Origin of the sequence: Hymenobacter sp. BT491 (assembly GCF_014349165.1) — a bacterium.
Taxonomy (GTDB): domain Bacteria; phylum Bacteroidota; class Bacteroidia; order Cytophagales; family Hymenobacteraceae; genus Hymenobacter; species Hymenobacter jejuensis.
This window is the reverse complement of the sequence record NZ_JACSJJ010000002.1, coordinates 772,964-796,775: the sequence shown is the minus strand read 5'-3', so window position 1 is coordinate 796,775 and position 23,812 is coordinate 772,964. Positions and strand designations below refer to the sequence as shown.

The following is a 23,812-nucleotide window of genomic DNA, read 5'->3' as shown; positions in this document are numbered from 1 at the left end:
TCTATGCACAGACGTGCGCTAGCTCTTGATTCCGGAACCGCATACGCAACCAGCTTTCCTCAAATTCGAGTAGGTCGGCCTCGGTTACGTTGTTGAGGTGCAATACCTCATCACGCGCTTGAAACGTACCGTCGAGGGCATATAGAGCGATCCAGGCGCGATGTTTCCGCGAAAGAATTGAGTTCAGAGGGGAGGGTTTTTCGGCCGATGACCATTGCATATGGACAAACATAACAGCTAAAATGAATATCCCCTATAGTTGCACTTATTAAAGTTTATTTAATTTTTCAAAGCCACCAATCGTCGTTTATTAATACATATATGAATAATTATTGTACTATTTATCGCTAAAATAATGGAAATATCAATCAACTCAACTATGCAGAATACTATTTTTGATAATGCTGTATAACCTCATCAAATATTTCAAAACCAAGTATACATAACTACTTGAGCAGTAGCCTTTAGCCAATGATTTATGGTACAAGTGACTCTACTGCAACGAAAAATTTGCCATCAATTCTTCTTCGGTAGTCTTGGTGGCGGGCTCAAAGCGTAGCATCTGGAACACCCGTTGTGCCTCTGAGGCAAGCGCTTGCATGGCTGAAGCCGGAACCTTGTTGTCCCACCCTGGCAGCGAGCGTGGCTCCATGGCCACTACCGAAGTACTGCTCACCTCTCCGCTTGGTGCAATTTTCAGCTTGATAATTACTTTGCCTTGGGCACGGGCCTGAATGGCGACGGGCGGGTACTCGCTGTTTTGGGCGAAAAAGACCATTGAAACGCTGTCTTCAGACAACGGACGGTTTTCCCGCATCCGCATGGTGAGTCCGCGCTTAAGCAGCTTCGATTGTTTTACCACCGGCGTTGAAGCAACCGGAGGAGCCGCTGCTAGCGGGGCGGCCGCAGGAGCCGGAGGAGGCGTAATGATTGGAACAGGCGCCGTTTTGGGTGCCGACCGCTGTTTTTTGGCCAAAGGCGTAATGGGTGCGGGAGGGGCAGCCGTCCACTGATTGAAACTGTTCTGCGCCTGCGCTGCGTGGTCTGCCAACATCATGGCCACCCCTATCACAACGATAAACCTCTTTCTCATGCTTTTCGTGAGTTAGCGTTGGTTGTGCTTTGTTCTGCCGGACCAGCTTATGCTGGGGACGCCTCAACAGGACATAGCATCGTTAGAATCAAGCAATTACTGCCTCAACCGCTTCTTGGGGTACTTGGTTGCATTTGCCGGACACAATCGGCGTTTACGCCTTCAGGGTGCGCTACGGTAACACACAGCCCGGCAGCAAGACCAGTTTTCCATCACCCGGAAGGCTGCCCATGCAGACCCACTATTAATCCTGAGCGTTGCAGTCGTGTCGCCGGAAGTTCTTTGGCGATCTGCTTTCGGCTGGTATTCGTAACTTCAACTTTATTTACATAAATACCTTATGATCAAGTATTTATGTAAAATTACTGCAACACATACCGAACTGGTATTTCCTCCTGAGTAGCACCCGAGGCAGGTTCGAAGCGCAGCCGCCACAGCAACTCTTTGGCGCTGCGCTGCATGGCTTCCTTGCCAGCCGCGGCCGAGGCACCTTTGTCAGCCTGGCTTTCCTGCTGAATGCTCGTGCCCGTCACTTCCGAATTGGTTACGTCGCCGGCTGGGCTCACGTTGAGGCGTACCATCACCTGCCCCGCCAGGCCAGCATGTAAGGCCGCCGATGGGTAGTGTAGATGCTGCCACGTAAACATATAATAGGCCGAATCGGCTTTGCTGTAGCGGTTTCGGCGCAACCGCTCGCCTAATCCCCGGCGCAACGTCATCGAATAGCCTTTGGCTACCTGCAACGAATCTTGGGTTTTGCGGCGGGCTTTCGGCAATGCTTGAGCGTTGTTAGGAGCCGTGGCCGCCGCGGGGGCGAATGCCGGAGCGGGCGTAGCCGCGGGAGCAACCAACGGGGCTGCAGCCGGCGCAGCTTTGCGAGCCGGCCGGGCGGCCGGTTCAGGCTTGGTAACGGGCTTGGCTTCCCAGACGTTGAATGAGTTTTGGGCCTGACCGGCATGCGCTGCCAGTAGCAAGGACCCGACCGCCAGCATCCGAGCCGGGTTGCAAATCGCTGTAAGTAAAGATTTTACGTTCATAACCTTCGAATACGTCAACACTGTCCAACGGGCTGGATACGCCCTTTTTACTGTGATAACGCACGAAGGTTGCCGGTCAGTATGTGCGAACCGACCGACTTATACCGCGACTGGCGCCTTGATGGCCGGCCACGGATCGTAATTCTTCAGCTTAAAGTCGTCGTATTTAAACTCAAAAATATCCTTTACCTCGGGGTTCAGATGCATCTGCGGCAAGGGGCGTGGCGTGCGCGTAAGTTGCAAGCGGGCCTGTTCTAAGTGATTAGAATACAGATGCGTATCACCGCCCGTCCAGATAAACTCACCGGGCTGCAAATCCGTGACTTGCGCCATCATCAGCGTCAGCAGCGCGTAGCTGGCAATGTTGAACGGCACGCCCAGAAACACATCGGCTGAGCGCTGATAGAGCTGGCACGAAAGCTTACCGTCGGCCACGTAAAACTGAAACAAGGCATGACACGGCATCAGGGCCATCTGGTCGAGCTCGGCCACGTTCCAGGCCGATACCAAAATGCGGCGCGAATCGGGCGACTGCCGCAGCTGGCGCACCACCTCGCTGATCTGGTCGACGTGGGAACCGTCGGGCCGAGGCCAGTTGCGCCATTGCTTGCCGTACACAGGGCCCAACTCACCGTTGGCGTCGGCCCATTCGTCCCAGATGCTTACGCCGTTCTCCTTGAGGTACTGCGTGTTGGTGTCGCCGCGCAGAAACCACAGCAGCTCGTGAATAATGCTGCGCAGGTGCACTTTTTTGGTGGTTACCAACGGAAAGCCTTGCTGCAAATCAAACCGCATCTGGTACCCAAACACGCTGAGCGTACCCGTGCCGGTTCGGTCAGTTTTCTGGGTGCCGTGGTCGAGGATGTGCCGGATGAGGTCGAGATATTGCTGCATAGTAAGTAGGAACCGGGATCGAGTGGATATGAATCAAAAATAGAAAAAGCAGCCATAACGAAGGCTAATTTTTCTATAGTCCTCTGATAAACAAATACTTATAAAGTACTTGAATGTCAATACTTACCATTAATTCATGCGCTTAAATAGATGTTCACCGTCATCTCCTGAGATAACAAGAATGTCATCACCCCTGAGCTTGAATGAAAAATTTCCGTCAAAATCATCATACTTTATTCTGAGGCTGTCTCCTAAGATAGCGTACGTATAAGATGCTGAATGCTCCGGATAATAGAATGCGTCTTTGGTGATTTCGAAAGACGCATTTTCTGATCCTTCGGCCGCCCAAATACCAAGTAACTTCCTGTTTAAGCTGTCGCCCAGCGTTTTGCTCTTAGACTTAATATTGTGTGATGTAGCCTCTTTACTTGTTGTGGCGGAAGCCACCTTTGACGAGGTACTTGTATTTACTCTATTATTACTGAGATTATTACATGACAATAGAATACCCAATAACGAAATACTGATAAGCTTTTTCATTTGTATCCTTATTTCTAAGCAAGGCACTATATCAATTTTCAATACCTAATAGAACAGCACTAGAACAAATAATGCTGTCAAGAAAAGACCACCTAGTTGGAAGTGGTCTTTTCTTGACAGCATTAAGATTACTGATACTTACAGTGACTTCGCAGCAGCCGTTTCCGTAGTGGCGGCTTTGGCTTTTACCGCGGCTGTTTTGGTGCCTTTCTTCATGCAGCAGGCGTCGGTGCCTTTCATGGCGCAAGATTCCTTTTTGCCTTTTTTGCCGTCTTTGTCGCCGTGGGCGGAAGCGGTGCCAACGAAAGCGAAAAGTGCGAGGGCCAACAGAACGTTTTTCATGGGGAATAATCTAAGGATGAGGAAACAAAAGCCGGCGGGGCGCGGTTGGCTTGACTACGTCTTCGTACCGGTTTTCCGCCGACCCTAAAGTACGAAACGCCCCGCGATTTCAACGCTCGCGGCCCCATCCGTGCGGCTCCTGCCGGGCGGAAGAACCGTTACTTTTTACCCGCGCGAAGCACTGCTTCGCGGTTCCGTGCTCATGCCGCTTCGCAAACTCAGTCATCTTACTCTGCTCGTGCTGGTGCTGCTCACCGGCCTGAGCGTCTATTTTGTGGCGCAACTGCGCTTCAACTACAATTTCAACGATTTCTATCCGGCCGGCGACCCCGATCTGGCCTATTACGAGAAGTATTCGGCGCGCTTCGGCAACGACAACGATTACGTGCTGCTGGGACTGGAAGCGCCGGCGGGCCGCACCGTCTTCGATTCACAATTTCTGACGCGCGTTGATTCGCTCACGCGCTTTATTCAGCAACGGCCACATATTGAGCATGTTACCTCGCCCACCAACGCTACCAATCCGGTAGTGGAAGGGTTGGGCATGTTCAACGTGCCGTACCTCCACCCTGCCGAGCCCGCCCGCCGCGCCGCCGATTCGGCGCTGGTGTACCGCACGCCGGGCCTCGTCGACAACCTCATTGCCCGCGATGCCCGCGCCGTCACGATTTTGTTCCAGACCTCGCCTAACCTCAGCAAGCCGCCCGGCGACTCCATGCTCGCAGCCGTGCGCACCGAGTTGGCGCGGCAGGGCTTCGCGGAGAATCAGTACCACTTGGCCGGCAAGCTGGTTGCCCAGTCCATTTTCGTCGATAGGCTGCAACGCGAGCTGGTGGTGTTTATGTCGCTGTCGGTGGTGCTCGTGACGGTGTTGCTGTGGTTTACTTTTCGTACGTGGTGGGGCGTAGTGTTGCCGCTGGTAGTAGTGCTGGGCGCGATTTTGTGGGGGCTGGGGCTGATGTCGGCATGCGGCGTGAGCATCGATCTGATGACGGCCCTGTTGCCGGTTATGCTGTTCGTGGTAGGCATGTCCGACACCATTCACATCATCACGCGCTACGTAACGGAGCTGGGCTATGGCACGGCCAAGCGCGAAGCCCTGCTGATTACCTTAAAAGAATCGGGGTTTGGCTCGGGGCTTTCGGCTCTGACCACCAGCATCGGCTTTTTCACGCTGATGACCAGCACGATACGTCCGATTTACAACTTTGGCCTGTTTACGGGCATTGCCGTGCTGCTCACGTTTTTGCTGTCGTTTACGCTGCTGCCGGCCATGCTCATGCTCCTGAAAAAGCCGCAATTGCGCGTGCCCCGGTCGCAGGGCCACAGCTGGGATGGCGTGCTGGGGCGCATGTTCCGCACGGTGCTGGCCCGCCGCCGCTTGGTGGTAACGGTAAGTGGCTTAATATTAGCCACTTCCATTGCCTCAGCCATGCAAATCCGGATTAACTCGGCGCTGCTAGATGATCTGTCGAAGAACGACCCGGTGAAGCTGGATTTCCGGTTTTTTGAGCGGCATTTTGCCGGCGTGCGGCCTTTTGAGCTGGATTTACAGCCCGCCGGCGACCGCACCGTGTACGACCTTGCTGTGCTGCGCCAAACCGAGCGCATCGGAACCTATTTGCAGCGCGACTACGGGCTGAACTTCCTGGCCTCGCCGGTTACCATCGTCAAATCGGTGCGGAAGGCGCTCAACGGCGGCTTGGTGGAAGAATACCGGCTACCGGATTCGGAAACGGAGCTGCAGCGTATCGTCAACAAAATCAAGCTATTCCGTAAAAAGCCAGAGTTCCGCGCGCTGGCGCTGCCCGACGGTCACGAGGGTCGCATCACCGGCCGCATGCCCGACGTAGGCAGCATCAAAGCCGATGCGCTCAACGCCAATCTGCGCCGGTTTCTGCGCCAACAAACCGACTCGACCGTCGTGCGCACGCGCCTCACCGGCTCGGCCAACCTCATCGACAAGAACAACGAAAACCTGACCCTGAACATGATCTCGGGCATGAGCATCGACATTGTGATGGTCACGATCATCGTGCTGGCGCTGTTTCGCTCGTTACGCATGACCGCTATCGTGCTCATTCCCAACTTAGTACCCATTCTGATCGTGGCCGGGGTGATGGGCTTGGCGGGCGTAAGCATGAAGGTCAGCACGAGCATCATCTTCACCATCGCCTTTGGCATTGCCGTCGACGATACCATCCACTTTATCAGCAAGTTAAAGCTGACGTTGCAACACGAGCCCAACCTGTTCAAGGCGGTGCGCAAGACTTACCTGATGGCCGGTAAAGCTGTGATTGTTACGTCGTTGATTCTGGTAGGCGGCTTTTCGACGCTGATCTTTTCCTCCTTCGACGGCACATTTTACGTGGGCCTGCTCATCGGCCTGACGCTGCTCTTCGGCGTAGTAGCCGAGCTGACGCTGCTGCCCATCCTGATTATTTATTTCTACAAGCACAAGGTCAAGGAGATGCGCCAACCGGTGCCCGCGCTAGGTGGGTAAGCGGCGATCGCGAGAGGCAGCGATGCCTAGCGCTTGGCAAATTGGATGGTAGCTTGATTTTTTTGTGTCAAATTTGGGGCCCCGACCGTTTGGCTTTCCCCACTCCTATTTTGGCACCCTATGAAACGACTGACCCCGCTGATCCTGCTGGTTTTATGCATTCTGGCTGGTTGTGGAGTCGCGGCGGTGCAGTCGGCGGTGGCACCTCCGGCTTTTGCGGCGGGCGCCGACGAGTTGCCGGTAGAAGGCTTGGCGCAATGGACGTTTGAGCACAAAGTGTCGTTTGGCGACTTCCAGACCGATCAGCTTCGCCGCGGTTGGTCGCCGTCGCGGCCGCTGGGCGGGCCGCAGTTGCGCACGGGCACGGGCGGTTCGCCGGTACTCGATGTACTGGATTTGCCCTACGTGGCGCGGCTGAAAAATGCGCCCAATAAGCTGCAATTCTCCATCCACGACCGCACAACGCACTGGGCGGATTTTTACGGGGCCAAAAACGTCAGCAACCGGGAGCTTCAAACGCTGTCGCCGCTGTGGGGAAAGGATGCAGCCACATTTGCCAGGTCGCACGCCGAAGCCTTCACGGGCGTTATTCTGGGCCCACGCCTGGACTCCACGAACGTCTGGAACATCCTGCTGGGCAGCGACATACCCACTCCCGAAACGGCCACCAGCGTACCGGCCACGGTAGGCCTCGTCGGCGACCAAGACCGCGTGCTGCTGGCCATCCGGCAGGATGTGCGCCGCACGGCCCCGAATCCCCAAACGGGTGCCCCCGAACCTTTGCCCGCTCCGCAGTTTGTGGGTTACGAAATCATCTACCACAACGAGCCCATTGCGCTGGTCGATTTGCAAACGCCACAGGGTAAAATCTGGCTGAAAAGCGGTTTGCAGAGTGATTTGCGCTTTCTTACGGCCAGCACCGCCGCGGCGGTGCTGCTCTGGACGCGCCCGTTCGCGCCGGCCCACAAATAAGGGCTGAAGGCAGCGGCGCGAATTTGCCGCTTCCATTCGTTCGATAGGGCCCCAACGCCCCTTGGTTGCGTGCCACAAGTGCGCGACTAGCCGCTTCCATGTTACTTTGCGTCATGATGCACCGTTTTTTGCCTTTGTTATTCCTGTTTTTCACCGCATTTACCGCGGCGGCCCAGCAGCCCACCCCGCCTACCGAAGACCCCGTGCCGCGCCTGATTCGGGAGCGCGAAGCCCTGGTGCGGCAGTACGAAGAAGCCAATGCCCAGCGCAACAGCCTGTTCGGCAACAAGCCCTCCAAAAAGGATTTGCAGGACGTGGTTGATGCCCTCAAAGGCATCATCCGCAAGGATACCGAAGTGGTGCAGGCCGTGAAGGAAAGCGCCCTGCGCCGCACGGCGGCCATCGTCGCCGAAAAAACACAAGCCGAACAACAGATTTCGGTCGCCCAGGGCGACCAAACCTCCACGCGCCAGCGCTTCTACGACCTGCAAAACCAGATCGACAACCTCAAGGAACGCGATAAACAGCGCGAGGCCAAGCTGCGCGAGGCCCAGGAAACTGCCGCCGAAGCCACCCAGGCCCGCACCAGCCGCGAACTACTGGCCGCGGTGCTGGCGTTGCTGTGTGCGGCCTTGCTGCTGTACGTATACCGCCTGCGCAGCAAACTACCCGCCCGCCGAAATCGCCGGTAGCAGGCACTTCTGCGTTATTACATAAATAATTGACAATCAATTATTTATAAATATACCTAAAAAATGCTCGTCCCGGCTGCCAATTACCTGACTTACGCCGAAGCGGTGGGGCTGTACAATCAACTGCTCGACGCCGAGATCGTGTCGTTGGTCAAGACGTGCGGACCGCCGTCGCTGCCGTTTGGCGACGGGCTGTATTACCAGCTTCTGATTGAAGCCGACGAAACGGTGGCCGCCCAGGAAATACTGGCGGAGTTTGAGCGCAAGCGCACCGAGCCGTTGCCCCAACGTTGCCCCCGCTGCGGCTCGCCCGACGCGTGGCCCGTGCCGCGCACCTCGTGGCTGAAACGCCTTTTTTACGCCGGCACGACCCTCTACCAATGCCGAAATTGCGGCGAGGAGTTCTCGGAATAACCTTTTGCTTCCCCATGGAAAACACTTTCCCTTTCAAAGTTTACCGCCTTCCGGAACACCTGCGCACGGAAGAATTTCTGTGGGGCATCACGGCCGACGTCGAAGCGGATGCGGCGCTGGAAGGGTATTTCTACCTGTTTGAAAAATACGGTTTTGGCGGCAGCGGCTTGTCGTGGGAAGAGCACATCACCACGATGCTGGAGGAAGAAGCACCGGAGCTGCTGGACCACGTAAGCGGCTATTCGACCGCGGCGCGCCTGCTGTTTTTGGCCGATGATGAAAAAACCGTGCAGCACTTTCTTCGCATTGTCGGCCCCGTTTTCGCGGATCTAGGCACGCTGAACAAGTACTTCAGCCAAACGGATTCGAGTGATTTTTTTGAGTAGAAACGTACCCTTCAGGCAGAAATGTACTCATTCTGAGCATTTTGGTGAATGCGTGGCTGGGATTAACTTAAGCTGTTTCAGTTACAATTCGAACCAGAATGCTCAAAAGCCTAGGTTGGTATTTGGCAGTTATGCGCTCAAGTTTCTCGTCTAAGCTCTGCAATGTGTTAGGTTCCCAATAAGTTCTTTCCTGCTCAATAGGAAATTCTTTAATGCGAGAACAATAAGCATTTACAGTTTTCAATTCTTCATCGCTCAGGGGCCTGATATCGTACTGCGCTAACCAGTATAAATTTCTCTCTAACCGCATAATGCCAAGCGGTAAGCTAACCTGCCCCGTAGTGACTGAGCGGGCAGTTGAAACAAATTTTCGTAGTAATCCAATTGATTTGGGCGGATTCATTGGCATAACTTGCTAAGGTTCCAGACGCCTCTGCGCAGAACTCGCTTAGGTAGCCAAAATTAATTTTCTCCTCGACCTTAAGCCACCCTTTTGCCGTTTTCGTTGTTACCAACGAATCCCAACTACTCATTCTTTTGTCCGAAACCACATACACCGACCCTTACGCGCTGGAAAAAGAGCTGCGTAAAGTGCAGGCCTTGCTCAAACTTGAGCAGCAGGAAGACCTGGAGCAGTTCAAGATTCGCAGCGCCAAAACCACCATTGCCGAGCGTCAGCACCGCGGCCTGACGTGGTACCCGGTTACCATCACCAAAGAAGACATTGGCTTCGGGGGCAAGCTCGTCCTCGAACTCGAACGCCCGGCCTCGCAAAGCAGCCTGCACTTGTTTCAGGTAGGCAAAAACGCGGCACTTTTCGGTAATATTCCCAACCGTGCCGGCTCCGACCGCCCCACGCTCAACGGCGTGATTACCAGCGTTAAGCGCAACAAAATTCTGCTCGCCACCAACAAAGAAGATCTGCCCGATTGGGTAGATGAGGGCAAGCTGGGCGTGGACCTGACCTTCGACGAGGTGAGCTACCGCGAGATGGAATACGCCTTGGGCAAGGTGATGGGCGCCTACGAATCGCGCTTGGCGGAGCTGCGCGACGTGCTGCTGGGTGCCCGCCCAGCCCGTTACAAGCCCGCTTCGGAAGCCACGCTGTATTACCCGAGTCCGCTTAATGAGTCTCAGCTGGCGGCGGTGCGGCACGTGCTGGCCGCGCAGGATGTGGCCATTATTCACGGCCCGCCGGGCACGGGCAAAACCACGACGTTGGTGCAGGCTATTCTGGAAACCATCCGGCGCGAGCGCCGCGTGCTGGTGTGCGCGCCCTCGAATACGGCCGTGGATTTGCTGACCGAAAAACTGGCCGAGCGCGGCGTCAACGTCATCCGGATGGGCAACCCGTCGCGGGTGTCGGATTTGCTGCTGCAACACACGCTCGACGCCCAAATTATGTCGCACAAGAGCTACAGTGAGCTGAAGTCGATGCGGCAAACGGCGGAGCAGTACCGCGAAATGGCCAGCAAATACAAGCGTCATTTCGGCTACGAAGAGCGCGAACAGCGCCGCGTGCTCAAGGAACAGGCCCACCAGATGCTACAGGAATCGGATCAACTGGAGCGCTACATCACCGAAAACCTGCTGGATCAGGTGCAAGTCATAACATGCACATTAGTAGGCGCTTCCAACCGCGCGATCCGGCATCTGACGTACGAAACGGTTTTCATCGATGAAGCGGCCCAAGCCCTGGAGCCTGGCTGCTGGATTCCAATTACGAAGGCCAACCGCGTGGTGCTGGCCGGCGACCACTGCCAGCTGCCGCCCACCGTGAAAAGCGAGCAAGCTGCCCGCGATGGCCTGCGCGAAACCTTGTTTGAAAAATGCATTCTGCGCCAGCCCGACGCGTCGCGCATGTTGCAGGTGCAGTACCGCATGCACGAGCAGATCATGGAGTTTAGCTCGGAGCAATTTTACGACGGCAAGCTGGTGGCCGCGCCCAGCGTGGCGCACGCCGACCTGCCCGACTACGACCTGCGCTTCGCCCCCGACCTGGCCGTGGAGTTTCTGGATACGGCCGGCTTTGGCTTCCAGGAACTGGGTATTGCCGAAAGCCGCTCCGTTGCCAACCCTGAGGAGGCCGACTTGCTGTTACGCCGTCTGTCGGAATTGTTGCGCGTGTACGTACCCGAAGATCACCTGGAAGATTTGCTCACGGTGGGCGTCATCGCGCCGTATCGCGCCCAGATTAACTACCTGAAAGACAAAGTGGAAGAGATTCCGGAGCTAGCCGAAATGGTAACGCACCGCCTGCTGTCGGTCGGCACCGTCGATTCGTTTCAGGGCCAGGAGCGCGACATCATCTGCATCACCATGACGCGCAGCAACGACCAAGGCGACATTGGCTTTCTCTCCGACATTCGCCGCATGAACGTCGGCATGACGCGCGCGCGCCGCAAGCTGCTCATCGTCGGCGATTCCGGCACGCTCGGCCGCCACGAGTTCTACAAAAACTTTCTCGACTATGTCGAGAGCATTGGCGCATACCGCACGGCTTGGGAGATGCAGTAGGGTTGCCACTCTATGTTACCCGAACTCGCTCACTATAAGCGATCAATATAACGCATTGACAATCAATTTATTACAAAAAAACCCTAACCAGCAAGGTTAGGGCTTTTTTGTAATCTGATTTTCTGACGACAATCCCTTGCACACTCAGAAACCACCAAAATCTATCGACCTTTAGCTAAGTATCTAAAACTCAACAGGTTGCAGGCCGGCCGTGCTGTTTTGGGCAGACACCCAGCCATTGATATTGTGCAAGTGGCTTAAGTTGTGGAGATGGCCTGTAAGCTCAGTAATCATGTAGCACTGGGCTTAGGCTCCGCCGCTAAATCGGTTTCGGCGGTGGAGGCAGCAGGTGTAAGAGAGCTGCATTGGGTTGAAATCAGCCTTAAACTTGTCAGCAACAGAAAAGTAGTCGAGAATGCACGCATGATAACCGGCCAAACACCTTGCTATAAGTCCGGCAATACTACCGCTTCCGGATAGGCTTTTACTGGAGTTGCAGAAACGTCAGGGCGGCTAGGGCGGCCCCTATCACCGGCCCTACGATGGGAATCCAGGCATACGACCACTCGCTGGAACCCTTGCCACGGATCGGGAGCAGCGCATGCGCCAAGCGCGGCGAAAGGTCGCGGGCGGGGTTGATGGCGTAGCCCGTCGTGCCGCCCAGCCCCAACCCGATCGCCCACACCAGAAACGCCACCGGCAAGGCTCCTACCGAGCCCAGCCCTACGGCCGCATGCGTGGCCGTAAGTTCGGCGCCGGTGATGTACAACACGGTCAGCATCAGCACGAACGTGCCAATTATTTCGCTGATCAGGTTCAGGCGGTGGTTGCGGATGGCTGGGCCGGTACAAAACACGGCCAGTTGCAGGGCCGGCTCGCGGGTGCGGTCGAAGTGATCTTTGTAGAGCAGCCACACCAAGCCGGCTCCCAGCAAACCACCCGCAAATTGCGCCCCGATGTATTGCGGCACCAGCGCCCAGGCAAACTTGCCGGCCACCGCCAGCCCCAGGGTCACGGCCGGGTTGAGGTGGGCGCCGCTGTACGGCCCCGCCACCACCACTCCCACATAAACGGCTAGTGCCCAAGCTGTTGTAATCACGATCCAGCCGCTGTTGTGGCCTTTGGTATCCGTTAGCACGACGTTGGCCACCACGCCGTCGCCAATCAATATCAGGAGAGCAGTGCCCACAAATTCGGCGGCGAAGGGCGTCATTTAGTTTCAGTAAGTACTTGTGAAACAATGGGTTGCGAAGCACCCGACCAGACTTGCAGCGCCTGCACAGCCCGGTGCCAGTTGCTGATGCCTGCCGCAATGCCGTCGCGATCGGCTTTGGGGTTGAAAACGGTGTCGGCCTGGCCGAGCTGCTGGATTTCGTCCGCGTCGCGCCAGTATCCCACGGCTAAGCCCGCGAGGTAAGCGGCACCCAACGCAGTCGTTTCGGTCATCTTGGGGCGCACCACCTGGGTATCGAGCACGTCGGCCTGAAACTGCATCAGCAACTCGTTGACTGTGGCACCCCCATCGACGCGCAACTCCTTGATCGACAGGCCTGAATCGGCTTCCATAGCCTTGAGCACATCCATCGTTTGGTAGGCAATGGCTTCCAGCGCTGCCCGGGCCACGTGGGCGGCTTTGGTGGCGCGCGTCAGGCCGAAGATGGTGCCGCGGGCGTAGGGATCCCAATAAGGAGCGCCCAGGCCGGCAAAGGCGGGCACAAAATATACGCCGTCGGTGCTGCTGACCTGGCGGGCCAGCTTTTCAACTTGTGCCGACGTGCGGATCACGCCCATGTTGTCGCGCAGCCACTGCACCACGGCCCCGGCAATGAAAATGCTGCCCTCCAGCGCATATTGCACTTGCCCGTTGAGCTTCCAGGCCACCGTGGTCAGCAGGTTGTTGCGAGAAGGCTTGGGCTCGTTGCCAATGTTCATCAGCATGAAGCAGCCCGTTCCGTAGGTATTTTTGACCATGCCCGGACTCATGCAATGCTGCCCAAACAGCGCCGCCTGTTGGTCGCCGGCAATGCCCGAAATCGGAATTTTGGAGGCGAAAAGCGTCGTGCTGGTTTCCCCATAAATTTCGCTGGACTGCCGCACTTCGGGCAGCATGCTGCGCGGAATATCAAAAAGGGCCAGCAGCTCGTCGTCCCACTCCAACGTATTGATATTTAACAACATAGTACGCGAGGCATTGGTCACGTCAGTTACGTGCCGCTGGCCTTGCGTCAGGTTCCAGATCAGCCACGTGTCCACGGTACCGAAGAGCAGCTTACCGGCCGCGGCCTTTTTACGGGCCCCTTTCACGTTATCCAAAATCCACCGGACTTTGCTAGCCGAAAAATAAGCGTCGAGCACCAAGCCGGTCTTGGCCCGGATCATTTCTTCGTGGCCATCCGCTTTGAGTTGGTCGCAGTATTCGGCCGTACGGCGGTCTTGCCACACAATGGCGTTGTAGACGGGCTTGCCATCTTTGCGATCCCAGACTACCACTGTTTCGCGCTGGTTGGTGATGCCGATGGCTGCGATGTTGCTGCCGTTGTGCCCGGCTTTCACCGTCGCTTCGGCCGCTACTCCCGCCTGCGTCGACCAGATTTCGCGCGGATCGTGCTCTACCCATCCCGGGCGGGGAAAGATTTGGGTAAACTCTTTCTGGGCCTGCGAAACGATATGCCCTTTTTGGTCGAACAGAATGGCTCGAGAGCTCGTCGTTCCCTGATCCAAAGCCAGGATAAATTGCTGCATACAAAGCGATTGAGAGTGGGAAGCTGCGGAATCGCTAAGGAAGAAGAAAAAGTCGAAAACCCGTGATATGCAGGCAAGAATCTGTTGAAGTTGGCTATAGCCAAGATTGTAAATCAGGGCCACCACCCCTAACCCCTCCTCAGCTGAGGAGGGGTTAGGGGTGGTTGGCAATTATCAGAACGAATTCTAGTTCTAGATTCTAATTCTAACCTTTCAACCACCCCTAACCCCTCCTTAGCTAAGGAGGGGAACTAGCTTGTAGCTCTAGTAAAGCAGATTTTAGTCTTCCACGCCCACCGCTGCAGCTTGTTCCTGCAATACATAGTGGCGGGCTACCTGGGTGAAGGTGTCTACTTGCTGCCGTTGCCACTGCGCATCGTGGCCTAGCTCCTGGGCCAGCAGCGCCGCGACTTCCGGAGCCGCGCGAATAGCTGCCCTGGCATCCAGAAACAGGATGCGCACGCGACGAGCGAGCACATCTTCTACCGTGCGAGCCATTTCGAAGCGGGCCGCCCACACCACTTCCGCCTTTAGAAATTCCAGCGCGGCGTCAATCTTCTCGCCCCATGCCGGCTCATCTGTAATCAATTGTAGCAAAGGCACTTGGTCGCTACCGTATACGGCGAGGTGCGGGCTATGGTCGGCGGTCGGCAGGGCACCGTGAATGGGTAGATGCGCCGTCTGGCTGACAGCAGCGGGCAACTTACCCAAGGCAATGGCTTTGTCGATAGTATCCTGGCCCATGCGGCGGTACGTCGTCCATTTGCCGCCCGTGATGGTGATCAGCCCCGTTTCCGACACCATGATTTTGTGGCTGCGCGAGATTTCTTTCGTCTTCTGCGAGCCGTTTTGGGAGGCCGCCAGCGGCCGCAGCCCGGCGTACATACTCAGCACATCGCTGCGCTTCGGGGCACGAACCAAATAGCGCCCGGCCGTGCGCAGCACAAACTCAATCTCTTCCTCCAATGCCTTGGGCTCCTGGCTGTAGGCGTTGAGCAGCGTATCGGTCGTGCCCAGCACCACCCGATTATGCCACGGCACGGCAAACAGCACCCGGCCATCATCGGTTTTCGGAATCATAAGCGCCTCGTTACCAGGCAGAAACGATTTATCTACTACCAAATGTATCCCCTGGCTAGGGCGTACCAGCTTCGGCGTACCCGGCTGGTCCATCTGCCGGATTTCATCCACGAAAATACCGGTGGCATTCACCACGGCCCGCGCCTGCAATTCGTACGCGGTGCCCGTTTCTTGGTCGGTGGCGGTTACTCCGGTTATCTGGCCCTGCGGGTCTTTCAGCAGACTTTTTACTTCGAAATAATTCAGGAGAGTACCGCCCTGCTCAATGGCCGTTTGGGCGAGGTTGACGGCGAGACGTGCATCGTCAAATTGGCCGTCGTGGTAGAGCACGCCGCCGCGCAGACCCGCCGGCTGCAGCGTACTGAGGCGCTCCAGTGTTTGCTGTCGGCTCAGGTGCACCGAGGCGCCCAAGCTCAAGCGCCCCGCGAGCACGTCGTACATCTTCAGGCCGATGGTATAGAAAGGCCCACCCCACCAATCGTAATTCGGAATTACAAAATCTTGGTTTTTAACCAGATGTGGCGCGTTTTGCAGCAACAGCCCCCGTTCGTAGAGCGCTTCGCGCACCAGCCCTACGTTGCCTTGGGCCAGGTAGCGCACGCCCCCGTGCACGAGTTTGGTGCTGCGGCTGGAGGTACCCTTGGCAAAGTCTACCTGCTCCAACAACAAGGTTTTGTACCCCCGACTGATGCCATCCAACGCGACACCCAAGCCCGTCGCGCCCCCTCCGATTACAATCAAATCCCAACTGGGGGTGCCGACCATTTGCTGCAACAGGGTTTCGCGGGCAAAAGAAAGGGCGGTCGCTTGGTGCTGCATCGGTACAAGGGGTTATAACCTGCTGAAACTTACTTGTTTCAAGATAACAGCTTATCCGTTACCTATCACCTGAACCGTAACCGTCTGCTTTTGTCAGCGCGCAAAGGATTTCCCGGCCGCGTACTCTTGAGGTTACCACAAGTGCATAGAGTCTACACAAACCACAGATATACAGAGGTTTACAGAATAAATGATGAGTATAAGCATTACCCCGTAGTTGCGTCTACTTCTGCACGTCGATGTAGGACATCGTGTGCGGGGCATCGGACTTCTGGTTGACGAACTTCTTTTCGGGCTTGTCAAAATCACTGATATACAAACGGTTGCCCTTCAGCAGCACTTCGGCGGGCTGATCGAGCAAGCCGTTCTGGCCGTCGGTGTCGCCGTTTTGGGCCAGCGTCGTGACGGTGCCATCGGCCAGATTGATGATTTCAATGGCGTTTTCGCGCGAATTGCAGACGTACGCCTTATCGGTTGTGCGGTCGATAATGAGGCCATCGATGCAGGGTATCTTCTTGCCTTTCAGCGCCATAGCTTCCTTTTTGGCGAGGCTGCCATCGGGTTTGAGCGTGACTTTGTAGAAGGTGCCATCGCCGAAGGAGCCGGTGTAGAAGTTGCCTTTGCTGTCGTAGTCGAGGCCGTCGGCGCCGTTGTCCACGCCGGTCTCGTTCACGGCCGTCGTGAAGGTAGTCAGCACGTGCGGGTCCATCATTTTGGGCTTCAGGTGCACGGGGCCTTTGTTCAGTTCGGCGAGCGTGAAACGCAAAATGGCGCTACCCTTGTCGTCGTTGGGCATATCCCATTGACTATCAGTCACATAGATCGTATTACCTTTCCACACCACAGCGTTAGCCAGCGCGAAGTTGTCGACCACGGTTTCTACGGCGCCGGGCTTGCCGTTTTGCACGCGCACGCGCATCAGCCGCGATTTGAAATTCTTGTCGTTTTCGTACTGATTTTCAGCATAATAGAGGTTACCATCGGGCCCAAAAGCCAAGTCCATGGGGGCGGCGTGCTTGGTATCGGGCTGCACGGGCAGGTTGGTCAGATAGGGCTTGATGGTGTCGTCGGTCATTTCGAGCAGCACCGCCGGGTATTTGTTGTCGGCCAGGTTCGGAACGGACAGGATCAGGCTGCCGTTGGGCGCCAGCGCGAGGCCATCGGGCGTGTTGTATTGGTCGGGCAGCGTGTGCAGCAATACCGGCTTGCCCACGCGGGCGGCCGCGTCGGTTGCGGCCACCGCCGAATCGGTAGCGGCGGCCTGGCTGGCTTGTTCGGGGGTGTTTTTCTTTTGCTGGCAGCCGGCCAACAGAGCGCCGCCCAGCAGCAGCGCGGTCAGGGTTTGGTTCATGGGTGTAGCGATTGATACTCTGCGCGTTATAGTAACGCAGCCTAACAGATTGTTAATCAGTTTTAATGTTCTGCTTAACGCAATAGCCGTGAGCCAGTTAGCCAAATGCCAAAATCTTGCGTAGGAAAACGTAAGATTTCCAGGTTCTTATCTAACAAGGACAGGATGCCCACGAATCCGGCGTCATTTCCGTAACTAGCCGCCCGAAACCTTTCTTTCAACCTCTCACCCGGACCGCGGTCCACCCCTATTTATGGCCCAAATCAGCCCCAACAAAGTCGTCACGATCACCTACGACCTGAGCGTGACTGACGAAAACAACCAGAAAGTGCTCGTCGAATCGGCGGAAGCCGACAGTCCCATGGTCTTTTTGTTCGGCCAGAGCGGCTTACCAGAAGAGTTTGAGCATCAACTAGATGGCAAAAGCGACGGCGATGCCTTTAGCTTCTCCCTCACGCCCGAGCAAGCCTACGGCGACTACGACGAGCAAGCCCTAGTAAAAATCCCGAAGCAGGTATTTGAAATCGACGGCCAGATGGACGAGGAAATGCTGCAAGTAGGCAACTACCTGCCCATGGCCGACAACCAAGGCAACCACATGCAGGGCAAAATTGTCGCCATCGGCTCCGACGAAGTGCAGATGGACTTCAACCACCCCCTCGCCGGCATGGTCATGCACTTCGACGGCCAGGTGCAGTCGGTGCGCGAAGCCACGCAGGAAGAGCTAGAGCACGGACACGTGCACGGCGAAGGCGGGCATCACCATTAGAAGTTACTTTCGTGAGTTGAAAAAACGGGGCTATAGGCCCCGTTTTTTATTCAAATTCTCTAGAAGGAATATGACACTAGATGCTGCCGCTGGGAGTCTAAGTATTTACAATATCGTGCTTTCCAAGCACGAAACTTTGCTGTCGCTGACCGATAAACTAAGCGGAAAAGGAGCACTACGCCCGTTAACCCAAAACGGAGAATGGGAAAGACTAGGCTTCGTTCCGACCCCAAACCAAGCAGATGAGAACTTGGTGCTCTCAGCGCTTTTCCGGAGCCACAGCGTGCAGAGTGTCTCCATAATCCTTAACTCAAGTGATTTGGCTACTGGTCCGCCCCGTAGTGAGCAGCATACGCAATTACGTACCATACTGGCTGCAATGGGACTGCAAGCGAAGAACACCTTCGCGTGGGGTGAGGCCACCCTGTACGAAGATCCCAGAAACGACTATTGGTATTTCTTTATCAAATGGGATAAGAATTGATGCATGCAAGAGTATGTATACCCCCATCACTAGCGCGGGTTTAGCGCAATGTTATTCACACAAGAATTCTTGCGATTAAGTAGTTGAACCTCTTAGCTCAACCTCTGCCTGCAATTCCGGGAAAAACTCCCGAAAATCCGCTTCATAGGCTGCGTACTGTCGCTTTAGCTCTTCCACGGCTGTTTCCATGCCGGAGCCCGGCGAAGCGCGGCGGCTCAAGCCACGAAGAGAGGCCGCAATACCTTCAAAATCAGCGTAGTGCAAGAGCCAGTTGTGCTGCACCATGTAGGGCAAAAAATACTGCACCCGCTCAGGCATTTCGGCGGCGCGGCGCGTGAGCAGCGCATACGCGCGCTGGCAAAACTCGGCCAAGGGCACGCGGGAAAATTCGCTGAAGTTGCGAGCCAAAAAATGGTCGAAAAACACGTCGGAAATAACACCGGCGTACTTGCCGTAGCCCGCCTCCCGCAGCCGCAGCGTGGCGCGTCGTACCACTGGGTGCTGGTCGGTGAAGGTGTCGATGTGGCGGTGCAGCCGAATGCCGCGCTGAATGCCGGGCGCATATTTTTCGAGTTGCCGGCCGGGCACTGAGTCAGCAATGAAGTTGCCGAGGAGCAAGTCGGGGTCGTCGGAGCCGGAAAGGTAGAGGTGCGCCAGAAAATTCACGGGTTCAAAGGTACTCTACCGGCGGCGAACCCGCTGAAACAGAACCTTCAGGCAGCAGGGCCGTACTTCTGTGGACTATCCTCCACTACCAAAACACCCCTGTCATGGCCGAAAAAGTTGCTGTCAGCAATGATGTCACGAAATTGATTGAGAGAATCAAAGACATCAAGATTGCGATGCTGACCACCTACGACGAGGACGGCACCCTGCATAGCCGCCCGATGTACACCCAGGAGCCGGAAAAAGACGGCACGCTGTGGTTTTTCACCGAAAAAGACTCCGCCAAGATTTACGAGGTTCGCAAAGAAAACCACGTTAATCTGGGCTATTCCAAACCCGACGATAACCTGTACGTGTCGATTTCCGGCAAGGCCACGGTCACATCCGACAAGGAGCTGATCAAGAAATACTGGTCGGAAGGCCTGCGGGCCTGGTTCCCCAAAGGCCAGGAAGATCCGAACATCGCTTTGCTGCGCATCGACATCGACCGCGGCGAGTATTGGGATCAGCCCAGCAGCCTGTTGGTGCGGGCTTTTGGCTACGTAAAAGCCGTGACTACCGGCGAGCGCTACCAGCCAACCGGCGACGAGCACGCAAAGGTAAATCCATAAGTATTTGATTTATTGATGATTACAAAAGGATCGGAAGCAATTCCGATCCTTTTTTGTTGCATTAGCAGCAAACCGGCTTCGTTTGAGCAGCCCTTGCAAAGACGCGAGTCTGCCTTCCTACATTTGCCTACACTTTGGTATAACGCCCTTCCTTCTTGCCTTCTCCGCTCACCACCCTTACGCTTTTTGGCTTAGCGCCTGGCAACGTCCGTTGGGGATTGGCCCAGATGGGTACTTCGCCGCCGCAGCTGCAACGAGTGCCGGGGCTGCGTTTTTTTAAGCTGTTTGGCAGCGGCAAGGGACAAGGTTTTGGCCTGACGCCCAATTTTCACCGTTACGGGATGATGGCCGTGTGGGAATCGGAGGAAGCCGCCGCCGCTTTTTTCGGCGGCCATGCCCTGTATCAAAAATACGAGCGGCGCTGCCAAGAAATCTGGACGGCGTATCTGGCACCGCTTCGCTCCCACGGCCTCTGGGACGGCGTCAATCCCTTTGAGTATCAAGCAGAAGCAATGGCCAAGGATTCTGCTGACGGGCCCGTTGCGGTCCTGACGCGGGCTTCGATTCGGCTGCTGAAGGCCCCGCGCTTCTGGAAGTTTGTGCCCCAAACGAGCACCGCGCTGGCCGAAGCTTCGGGCCTGTTGGCCTCGATCGGGCTGGGCGAGCTGCCGTTGGTGCGGCAAGCGACGTTTAGCCTCTGGGAATCGGCGGAGGCCATGCAGCAGTATGCCTACCGTGGCCCTTTGCACCGCGAAGTCATTCAGCGCACGCGCGCCGAGCAGTGGTACAAAGAAGAGTTGTTTGCCCGTTTCCGGGTGCTGAAAACGGAAGGCACCTGGAACGGCCAACGGGTGCTGTAAGAGCTTCGGCAGAGCCGCCCTACCACGCTACGGCAATTACCCGTAATTTCGCGATCCATATACGAATGGACAAACCCTAGCCCCATGCCCGCATACCGTCCGGAGGAAATTGAGAAAAAGTGGCAAGCCCACTGGAAAGAACATAATACGTTTAAGGCTGATAATCAATCGGATAAGCCCAAGTACTACGTCCTCGACATGTTCCCGTACCCGTCGGGCGCTGGCCTGCACGTGGGGCACCCGCTGGGCTACATTGCCTCCGATATTGTTACGCGATTCAAGCGCTTGCAGGGCTTTAACGTGCTGCATCCCATGGGTTTCGACTCGTTTGGCCTGCCCGCCGAGCAGTACGCCATCCAGACCGGCCAGCACCCCGAAAAAACGACCCGCGAAAACATTGCCCGTTACATCGAGCAGTTGTCGTCGCTGGGTTTTAGCTATGATTGGAGCCGCGAAGTGCGCACCTCCGACCCCAGCTACTACAAGTGGACGCAGTGGATCTTCCTGAAGCTGTTCAACGCCTGGTACAACCTCGACACCGACCGCGCCGAGCCCATCAAAACGCTGCTCGACAAGTTTGAGCAGAACGGCAGCGCCGGCATCCGCGCCGCTGGCGACGAGGAAGATCGCCACGAGTTTTCGGCCGGCCAGTGGCAGATGATGAGCGAAAAGCAGCGCCTTGCAGCGGTGCATCCGTATCGTCTTGCCTATCAATCGGATACGTATGTAAACTGGTGCGCAGCGCTGGGTACGGTGCTCTCGAACGACGAGGTAAAAGACGGGCTTTCGGAGCGCGGCGGCTATCCCGTCGAGCGGCGCTTGATGCCGCAATGGAACCTGCGCATCACGGCCTACGCCGACCGCCTGTTGCAGGGCCTCGACATGATCGACTGGCCGGACGCGGTGAAGGAAATGCAGCGCAACTGGATTGGCCGCTCAGTGGGCGCGGAAGTGATCTTCCCGCTTCAGAACGACCCAAACCAGAGCATCAAGGTTTATACCACGCGCGTCGATACCATTTATGGCGCCACGTTCATGGTGTTAGCCCCTGAGCATGAGCTAGCTGCACAGCTCACCACGCCCGAACAGCGCGAAGCCGTAGAAGCCTACGTGACGCAGAGCAAGCACCGCTCGGAGCGCGACCGCATGGCCGATACCAAAACCGTTTCGGGCGTATTTACGGGCAGCTACGCCCTGAATCCCGTCAGCGGCGAGCCCGTGCCGGTGTGGCTGGCCGACTACGTGCTGGCCGGCTACGGCACTGGTGCCGTGATGGCCGTTCCTTCCGGCGACCAGCGCGACTACCTGTTTGCCAAGCACTTCGACCTGCCCATCATTCAGGTAACCGACGCCCAGAAAGACATTGAGCACCAGGCCGATCCAACTAAGGAAGGCCGCTACATCAACTCCGGCATTATCAACGGCCTCACCTACAAAGAGGCTACCGACAAGCTGATTAGCTGGCTGGAAGAGCATAACCTCGGCAAAGGCAAAGTTAATTTCCGGTTGCGCGACGCCATTTTTGGCCGCCAGCGCTACTGGGGCGAGCCCATCCCGATCTATTACAAAGACGGCACCGCCTACGGCGTGGCCGAAGCCGATTTGCCGCTTGTGCTGCCCGAAATCGATGAGTACAAGCCTACTGAAACCGGCGAACCCCCATTGGGCCGCGCCAAGGACTGGAAGTACAAAGGCCAATACGATTACGAGCTGAGCACGATGCCCGGCTGGGCTGGCTCATCGTGGTACTACCTCCGCTACATGGACCCGCACAACAACGAGCGTTTCGTGGGCCAAGAAGCAGAACAGTATTGGGGCAATGTCGATTTATATATGGGTGGCGCAGAGCACGCTACGGGTCACTTGCTCTACTCCCGCTTCTGGTATTTGTTCCTGAAGGACCTGGGCCTTGTGAGCGGTAACGAGCCGTTCCAGAAGCTCATCAACCAAGGGATGATTTTGGGCCGCTCGAACTTTGTGTACCGGGTTAACGGCACGAATGAGTTTGTAACGCTTTCCAAGAAAAATCAATACGAAACCACTGCTTTGCATGCTGATGTAAGCTTGGTAGATAGCAACGACGTGCTCGACGTAGAAGCCTTCCGCAAGTGGCGCGAAGACTACGCTGATGCGGTGTTCATCACCGAAGAGGACGGCCGCTATGTTTGTGGCTGGGAAGTCGAGAAGATGTCGAAGTCGAAGCACAACGTAGTCAACCCCGACGACCTCATTGAGCGGTACGGCGCCGACGCGTTGCGTATGTACGAGATGTTCCTCGGCCCGTTGGAGCAGTTCAAGCCGTGGAATACCAGCGGCATGAGCGGCGTTTCGAATTTCCTGAAGAAGCTCTGGCGCTTGTTCCACCCCGAAGACGGTGCTTTGGCTGTAACTGACGAAGCTCCATCCGCCGCCGAGCTGAAGGCCTTGCACAAAGCCATTCGGAAGGCACAGGAGGATATCGAGCGGTTCTCCTTCAACACGTCGGTAAGTACATTCATGATCTGCGTGAACGAGCTCACGGCCCTAAGCACGCACAAACGTGCGATTTTGGAGCCGCTGACCATCATCCTGTCGCCCTATGCGCCGCACTTGGCCGAAGAGCTGTGGCAGGAACTGGGCCACGAAGCAGGCAGCATTAGTACGGCGCAGTTCCCGGTTTTTGAGGAGAAATACCTGGCCGAAGACACGGTGGAATATCCCATTGCGTTCAACGGCAAGATGCGCGGCAAAATGACGTTCGCCGCCTCCGCGCCCGCCAGCGACATCGAGCAGGAAGTACTTGCCTCTGAGGTATTTGAGAAATTCGGCGAGGGCAAAACCCCGAAGAAAGTAATCGTAGTTCCCGGCCGCATGGTAAACGTTGTTCTGTAAGTCATTAATAATCAATAATTTACAATACAAGAACGTCATGCAGAGCGGAAGCGAAGCATCTTTACCGCTTCGTTGAGTTGGTAACCTGATGTCAGCGAGCAAGATGCTTCGCTTCCGCTCTGCATGACCGCCTTTTTGTCTGTTCTGCCGTGATAAGGTCCTTCGCAAG

The 23,812-nt window shown here is 56.1% G+C and carries 22 protein-coding genes; 10 read left to right on the top strand and 12 right to left on the bottom strand.

Annotated elements, in window-relative coordinates; genetic code table 11:
* Position 1: 1 nt before the first annotated feature.
* The 6 genes from H9I52_RS09140 to H9I52_RS09115 form a co-directional block, all read right to left on the bottom strand.
* Complete coding sequence (locus tag H9I52_RS09140; RefSeq protein WP_187453608.1) at positions 2–220, bottom strand: hypothetical protein; 219 nt, start codon at positions 218–220, stop codon at positions 2–4.
* A 273-nt stretch (positions 221–493) separates the two neighbouring features.
* Positions 494–1,093, bottom strand: coding sequence for an energy transducer TonB (locus tag H9I52_RS09135; RefSeq protein ID WP_187453607.1), 600 nt, complete (start codon positions 1,091–1,093; stop codon positions 494–496).
* A 362-nt stretch (positions 1,094–1,455) separates the two neighbouring features.
* Positions 1,456–2,130, bottom strand: coding sequence for a TonB family protein (locus H9I52_RS09130; RefSeq protein WP_187453606.1), 675 nt, complete (start codon positions 2,128–2,130; stop codon positions 1,456–1,458).
* Between the two features lie 99 nt (positions 2,131–2,229).
* Positions 2,230–3,024 (bottom strand): thymidylate synthase, encoded by a 795-nt coding sequence (locus H9I52_RS09125; protein ID WP_187453605.1) that lies wholly within the window; start codon positions 3,022–3,024, stop codon positions 2,230–2,232.
* Positions 3,025–3,153: 129 nt separating this feature from the next.
* Positions 3,154–3,471, bottom strand: coding sequence for a hypothetical protein (locus H9I52_RS09120; RefSeq protein WP_187453604.1), 318 nt, complete (start codon positions 3,469–3,471; stop codon positions 3,154–3,156).
* Between the two features lie 231 nt (positions 3,472–3,702).
* Complete coding sequence (locus H9I52_RS09115; protein ID WP_187453603.1) at positions 3,703–3,906, bottom strand: hypothetical protein; 204 nt, start codon at positions 3,904–3,906, stop codon at positions 3,703–3,705.
* A 202-nt stretch (positions 3,907–4,108) separates the two neighbouring features.
* Here H9I52_RS09115 and H9I52_RS09110 point away from each other — a divergent pair, with 202 nt between their 5' ends.
* From H9I52_RS09110 to H9I52_RS09090, 5 genes are all read left to right on the top strand, one after another.
* Entirely contained in the window at positions 4,109–6,409 is a 2,301-nt protein-coding gene (locus tag H9I52_RS09110) for an efflux RND transporter permease subunit (RefSeq protein ID WP_187453602.1), read from the top strand.
* Between the two features lie 120 nt (positions 6,410–6,529).
* The gene (locus H9I52_RS09105; RefSeq protein ID WP_187453601.1) at positions 6,530–7,381 is read left to right on the top strand and encodes a hypothetical protein; all 852 of its coding nucleotides are present in this window, start codon (positions 6,530–6,532) and stop codon (positions 7,379–7,381) included.
* A gap of 113 nt (positions 7,382–7,494) precedes the next feature.
* The gene (locus H9I52_RS09100) at positions 7,495–8,073 is read left to right on the top strand and encodes a hypothetical protein (protein ID WP_187453600.1); all 579 of its coding nucleotides are present in this window, start codon (positions 7,495–7,497) and stop codon (positions 8,071–8,073) included.
* A gap of 63 nt (positions 8,074–8,136) precedes the next feature.
* Positions 8,137–8,487 carry a hypothetical protein gene (locus H9I52_RS09095; RefSeq protein ID WP_187453599.1) on the top strand — a complete coding sequence of 117 codons (351 nt, stop codon included), beginning with the start codon at positions 8,137–8,139 and terminating at the stop codon, positions 8,485–8,487.
* A 14-nt stretch (positions 8,488–8,501) separates the two neighbouring features.
* Positions 8,502–8,873: a hypothetical protein gene (locus H9I52_RS09090; RefSeq protein WP_187453598.1), complete on the top strand. Its 372-nt coding sequence runs from the start codon at positions 8,502–8,504 to the stop codon at positions 8,871–8,873.
* A 67-nt stretch (positions 8,874–8,940) separates the two neighbouring features.
* Here H9I52_RS09090 and H9I52_RS09085 read toward each other — a convergent pair whose 3' ends face one another.
* Positions 8,941–9,282: a hypothetical protein gene (locus tag H9I52_RS09085; protein WP_187453597.1), complete on the bottom strand. Its 342-nt coding sequence runs from the start codon at positions 9,280–9,282 to the stop codon at positions 8,941–8,943.
* Positions 9,283–9,410: 128 nt separating this feature from the next.
* Between H9I52_RS09085 and H9I52_RS09080 the strand changes: the two genes are divergently transcribed.
* Positions 9,411–11,390: an AAA domain-containing protein gene (locus tag H9I52_RS09080; protein ID WP_222940442.1), complete on the top strand. Its 1,980-nt coding sequence runs from the start codon at positions 9,411–9,413 to the stop codon at positions 11,388–11,390.
* Between the two features lie 484 nt (positions 11,391–11,874).
* On the opposite strand, the gene H9I52_RS09075 is transcribed toward H9I52_RS09080, so the two are convergent.
* The 4 genes from H9I52_RS09075 to H9I52_RS09060 form a co-directional block, all read right to left on the bottom strand.
* Positions 11,875–12,603 carry an MIP/aquaporin family protein gene (locus tag H9I52_RS09075; protein WP_139517055.1) on the bottom strand — a complete coding sequence of 243 codons (729 nt, stop codon included), beginning with the start codon at positions 12,601–12,603 and terminating at the stop codon, positions 11,875–11,877.
* Complete coding sequence (gene glpK / locus H9I52_RS09070) at positions 12,600–14,132, bottom strand: glycerol kinase GlpK (RefSeq protein ID WP_187453596.1); 1,533 nt, start codon at positions 14,130–14,132, stop codon at positions 12,600–12,602. Before glpK ends, H9I52_RS09075 begins: the two co-directional genes overlap by 4 nt.
* A gap of 279 nt (positions 14,133–14,411) precedes the next feature.
* Positions 14,412–16,031: a glycerol-3-phosphate dehydrogenase/oxidase gene (locus H9I52_RS09065; protein WP_316248018.1), complete on the bottom strand. Its 1,620-nt coding sequence runs from the start codon at positions 16,029–16,031 to the stop codon at positions 14,412–14,414.
* A gap of 223 nt (positions 16,032–16,254) precedes the next feature.
* On the bottom strand, positions 16,255–17,382 hold the full coding sequence (locus tag H9I52_RS09060) for an SMP-30/gluconolactonase/LRE family protein (protein ID WP_187453595.1): 1,128 nt from the start codon (positions 17,380–17,382) through the stop codon (positions 16,255–16,257).
* Between the two features lie 253 nt (positions 17,383–17,635).
* Here H9I52_RS09060 and H9I52_RS09055 point away from each other — a divergent pair, with 253 nt between their 5' ends.
* Complete coding sequence (locus tag H9I52_RS09055) at positions 17,636–18,151, top strand: peptidylprolyl isomerase (RefSeq protein WP_187453594.1); 516 nt, start codon at positions 17,636–17,638, stop codon at positions 18,149–18,151.
* A 559-nt stretch (positions 18,152–18,710) separates the two neighbouring features.
* Here the strand turns inward: H9I52_RS09055 and H9I52_RS09050 are convergent.
* Positions 18,711–19,301, bottom strand: a complete 591-nt coding sequence (locus H9I52_RS09050; protein ID WP_187453593.1) for an ACP phosphodiesterase — start codon at positions 19,299–19,301, stop codon at positions 18,711–18,713.
* Positions 19,302–19,405: 104 nt separating this feature from the next.
* Between H9I52_RS09050 and H9I52_RS09045 the strand changes: the two genes are divergently transcribed.
* From H9I52_RS09045 to leuS, 3 genes are all read left to right on the top strand, one after another.
* Positions 19,406–19,912, top strand: coding sequence for a pyridoxamine 5'-phosphate oxidase family protein (locus H9I52_RS09045; protein WP_187453592.1), 507 nt, complete (start codon positions 19,406–19,408; stop codon positions 19,910–19,912).
* Positions 19,913–20,067: 155 nt separating this feature from the next.
* Positions 20,068–20,772, top strand: coding sequence for a spheroidene monooxygenase (locus H9I52_RS09040; protein WP_187453591.1), 705 nt, complete (start codon positions 20,068–20,070; stop codon positions 20,770–20,772).
* An 84-nt stretch (positions 20,773–20,856) separates the two neighbouring features.
* Entirely contained in the window at positions 20,857–23,643 is a 2,787-nt protein-coding gene (leuS, locus tag H9I52_RS09035) for a leucine--tRNA ligase (RefSeq protein WP_187453590.1), read from the top strand.
* Positions 23,644–23,812: the final 169 nt, after the last annotated feature.

Coding starts and splice junctions, on each gene's coding strand:
- H9I52_RS09125 (WP_187453605.1), bottom strand. CDS start 3,024: ATGCAGCAATATCTCGACCTCATCCGGCACATCCTCGACCACGGCACC.
- glpK (WP_187453596.1), bottom strand. CDS start 14,132: ATGCAGCAATTTATCCTGGCTTTGGATCAGGGAACGACGAGCTCTCGA.
- H9I52_RS09100 (WP_187453600.1), top strand. CDS start 7,495: ATGATGCACCGTTTTTTGCCTTTGTTATTCCTGTTTTTCACCGCATTT.
- H9I52_RS09095 (WP_187453599.1), top strand. CDS start 8,137: ATGCTCGTCCCGGCTGCCAATTACCTGACTTACGCCGAAGCGGTGGGG.
- H9I52_RS09075 (WP_139517055.1), bottom strand. CDS start 12,603: ATGACGCCCTTCGCCGCCGAATTTGTGGGCACTGCTCTCCTGATATTG.
- H9I52_RS09110 (WP_187453602.1), top strand. CDS start 4,109: ATGCCGCTTCGCAAACTCAGTCATCTTACTCTGCTCGTGCTGGTGCTG.
- H9I52_RS09135 (WP_187453607.1), bottom strand. CDS start 1,093: ATGAGAAAGAGGTTTATCGTTGTGATAGGGGTGGCCATGATGTTGGCA.
- leuS (WP_187453590.1), top strand. CDS start 20,857: ATGCCCGCATACCGTCCGGAGGAAATTGAGAAAAAGTGGCAAGCCCAC.
- H9I52_RS09090 (WP_187453598.1), top strand. CDS start 8,502: ATGGAAAACACTTTCCCTTTCAAAGTTTACCGCCTTCCGGAACACCTG.
- H9I52_RS09045 (WP_187453592.1), top strand. CDS start 19,406: ATGGCCGAAAAAGTTGCTGTCAGCAATGATGTCACGAAATTGATTGAG.
- H9I52_RS09105 (WP_187453601.1), top strand. CDS start 6,530: ATGAAACGACTGACCCCGCTGATCCTGCTGGTTTTATGCATTCTGGCT.
- H9I52_RS09085 (WP_187453597.1), bottom strand. CDS start 9,282: ATGCCAATGAATCCGCCCAAATCAATTGGATTACTACGAAAATTTGTT.
- H9I52_RS09065 (WP_316248018.1), bottom strand. CDS start 16,031: ATGCAGCACCAAGCGACCGCCCTTTCTTTTGCCCGCGAAACCCTGTTG.
- H9I52_RS09060 (WP_187453595.1), bottom strand. CDS start 17,382: ATGAACCAAACCCTGACCGCGCTGCTGCTGGGCGGCGCTCTGTTGGCC.
- H9I52_RS09140 (WP_187453608.1), bottom strand. CDS start 220: ATGCAATGGTCATCGGCCGAAAAACCCTCCCCTCTGAACTCAATTCTT.
- H9I52_RS09130 (WP_187453606.1), bottom strand. CDS start 2,130: ATGAACGTAAAATCTTTACTTACAGCGATTTGCAACCCGGCTCGGATG.
- H9I52_RS09115 (WP_187453603.1), bottom strand. CDS start 3,906: ATGAAAAACGTTCTGTTGGCCCTCGCACTTTTCGCTTTCGTTGGCACC.
- H9I52_RS09055 (WP_187453594.1), top strand. CDS start 17,636: ATGGCCCAAATCAGCCCCAACAAAGTCGTCACGATCACCTACGACCTG.